Here is a 3,018-nt window from a genome sequence, read left to right as displayed (position 1 = left end):
AGCCCCAAAGCAGATATCTCTTTGGGGCTAATTTTAATCACTATTAACTCATTGAATACTCTGTTACCTACATAACGGGTTGTATCCATTTCGTTCGATATTTATCAATCAATGCCATTAAAATTGCTTCTGATTGCGCATCAGGAATACCTTTAATATCACTTGCTCTAAAATGCATCTGAAATGCGCTGACTACTTTCTGTGTCTCAGGATCTAATACGCCACTCGTAGGTGTTTGATAACCATATTTCGCTAAAAGAGTTTGGAAATTAGCAATATCAACAGGCTCAGCGCTTTCTCTTCCCGCTAAATAAAAAGTCACGGTATCGTCATCAGGCCAAGCGCCTATTCCCTGTTTTGCTAACTCAGCCCATGGGAAAAGTGGTCCAGGATCAACCTTGCGTTGTGGTGCAATATCGCTATGGCCAACAACATTTTGTGGTTCAATACCATAACGTTGAATAATATCTTTCATCATAACGGCTATTGTGGAAATTTGTTCTGAAGTATAAGGAAACCATTTTCTTAATTTTCCCTGATCTTCATAACCATAATTGACTATTTCAATACCAATAGAACCATCATTCAAACCAGCACTATTTCCCCACTGGCTTAAACCTGCATGCCATGCTCTTTTATCTTCACTGACTAGATAGTAAACAACGGGTTTATTATCAACTAATTCTGGTTTAGAAGGGATTAGATAATGGCTACTCACATTCCCCGACGTTAACGTTTTTAACGATCCTTCATCATCCATTGCGGTATAGTGCATGACTAAAAATTTTACACGATTATCTTGCCCTGGGTTATTAGGAACAACTTGCGCAATATAGCTACCTCTATCAATAAGCTGAGGTTGCTGAGAGCAACCTGAAAGCAATCCCAAAGTAATAAGTAAGCCTAAGCTATAGCGATTAAAATTCATCATCCATCCTGAATAATGTTAAACAGTAAATTTAAGGCTAAATTGTAGACAAAAAACCCATATTAAAGAATATGGGTTTTAAGTTTTGGTTGTTTTTTATTATTACTTCAGTTATTACCTACTTTTTCACATCGAACTAAAGGTTCATCAGGAACAATATTCTCATCCCAAATACCTTCTTCAATATCATCTTTCAACTCTGGATATTGTCGAATATCAAATGTAGGCAGTAAACCGGCTTGACGCTGCTGGTTATAATCTTTAACTAATTTTAAGGCGACACCAGAAAGCAATATGATTGCGATTAAATTAGTCATCGCCATTAATCCCATAGAGAGATCTGCCATTTTCCAAACAAGCGGCATATCCGCTAAAGCCCCAAACATCACCATAGCTAAAACCGCTGAACGTAAAAGAAATAGCCCTGTCGTGTGATTACGCCCAAGGAAAATCATATTACTCTCAGCATAAGCATAATTGGCAATAATAGAGGTAAACGCGAAGAAGAAAATTGCAATCGCAATAAAAGTACTCCCCCAACCTCCCACACTCGATGACAATGCCAATTGTGTTAATTGAATACCGTTAATCCCTTCGGGATAACTGTCGAGCACCCCAGATGATAAAATGATCACCGCAGTGGCACTACAAATAACCAAGGTATCCATAAAAACCCCTAGCATTTGGATATAACCTTGAGATGCAGGATGTGGTGGATACGGTGTAGCTGAAGCAGCCGCATTAGGTGCTGATCCCATACCCGCTTCATTAGAAAAGAGACCGCGTTGAATACCTTGAGTCATCGCTTGACTAATACCATAGCCAATCGCACCGGCTGCGGCTTCTTGTAAGCCAAAAGCACTTTTAAAGATTAAAATGAAAACTTCAGGTAAACGCTCAATATGATCTGCAACGACCCAAAATGCTAATAATAAATAAGCCGTTGCCATAATAGGAACGACTAATTCAGCAACTCGTGCGATCCAACGCAGACCACCAAAAATAATAAATCCGCTGGTTAGTACTAAAAAGATCCCTACATAGAGTGGTTCAAAATTAAAGGCTGAAGCTGTGGCTTGAGCAATAGAATTGGCTTGAACAGCATTAAAAACTAAACCAAAGGCGATAATTAAGAAAATGGCGAAGAGAACCCCCATCCAGCGCATTTTCAATCCTTTCGTCATATAATAAGCAGGACCGCCACGGTAATTCCCATCATCATCTTTTGTTTTATAAAGTTGTGCTAATGTACTTTCTATTAACGATGTTGCCATGCCAATTAAAGCAACGACCCACATCCAAAAAATAGCACCAGGGCCGCCCGCTGTTAAAGCAATAGCGACCCCCGTCAAGTTTCCAGTACCTACACGCGCAGCTAAACTGGTGCATAATGCCTGAAAGGAAGAGATCCCTGATTTATCTGACTTATGGCTATTTTTTAAAATAGAGAACATATGACTAAAATGTCGGATTTGTATAAATCCGGTACGGATAGTAAAGTAAATACCGACTCCAAGAAGTAAGTAGATAAGAACATATCCCCATAAAATGTTATTCGCAAAGTTTATTAGCCCTGTCAAATTAATCCCCTTATATAATAACGTATATAGCCTATCCTTACATCGCTATTAGAAATAAAAAAGTAAGCAGATATCGTATAATTGAGTCAATTACTGATCCGAATCCGTCTTAAAGTAATATCAAAGATTACTGTGTGAAAAGCGAAGCAAATGTAACACAATATTGTGTGATATGTATATTTTTTGTTTATTTTTTTTGCGTGTTATTATTTTATTTTTAATTTATCTCATTAACTAGAACAAACAATATTAAAAAATAAAAAAAACCATATATATCATTATGATAAATAATCATTTCTTTATTTCATTAACTCGATAAAGTAAAGTAAAATACTTTAGTCATTAAGTTAATCAGTCATTTTTAGAAAAAAAGAACGAGTAGATTAAAAAAAACATCAATTAATAATTTTTTTCTATTTATCTAAAATAAGATTTAAATGAACGATTAAAATGGTTAATTAAGGTTCTTTTTAATATTCAATTTAACATTTAAGTTGTTAACATTTTAGA

The 3,018-nt window shown here is 36.0% G+C and carries 2 protein-coding genes; both read right to left on the bottom strand.

What is annotated here, in order from left to right; genetic code table 11:
* Nucleotides 1–67 precede the first annotated feature (67 nt).
* Nucleotides 68–928 carry a peptidoglycan recognition protein family protein gene (locus tag BHE89_RS13565; protein ID WP_069367589.1) on the bottom strand — a complete coding sequence of 287 codons (861 nt, stop codon included), beginning with the start codon at nt 926–928 and terminating at the stop codon, nt 68–70.
* A gap of 107 nt (nt 929–1,035) precedes the next feature.
* Nucleotides 1,036–2,508, bottom strand: a complete 1,473-nt coding sequence (locus BHE89_RS13560) for an alanine/glycine:cation symporter family protein (RefSeq protein ID WP_069367590.1) — start codon at nt 2,506–2,508, stop codon at nt 1,036–1,038.
* Nucleotides 2,509–3,018: the final 510 nt, after the last annotated feature.

The organism is Shigella sp. FC1967, assembly GCF_001743005.1.
Classification (GTDB): Bacteria; Pseudomonadota; Gammaproteobacteria; order Enterobacterales; family Enterobacteriaceae; genus Proteus.
This window is presented reverse-complemented; position numbering and strand designations above follow the sequence as displayed.

What these genes read in the sequence shown, in the direction of transcription:
- BHE89_RS13565 (WP_069367589.1), bottom strand. Translation starts at nt 928, where the DNA reads ATGAATTTTAATCGCTATAGCTTAGGCTTACTTATTACTTTGGGATTG.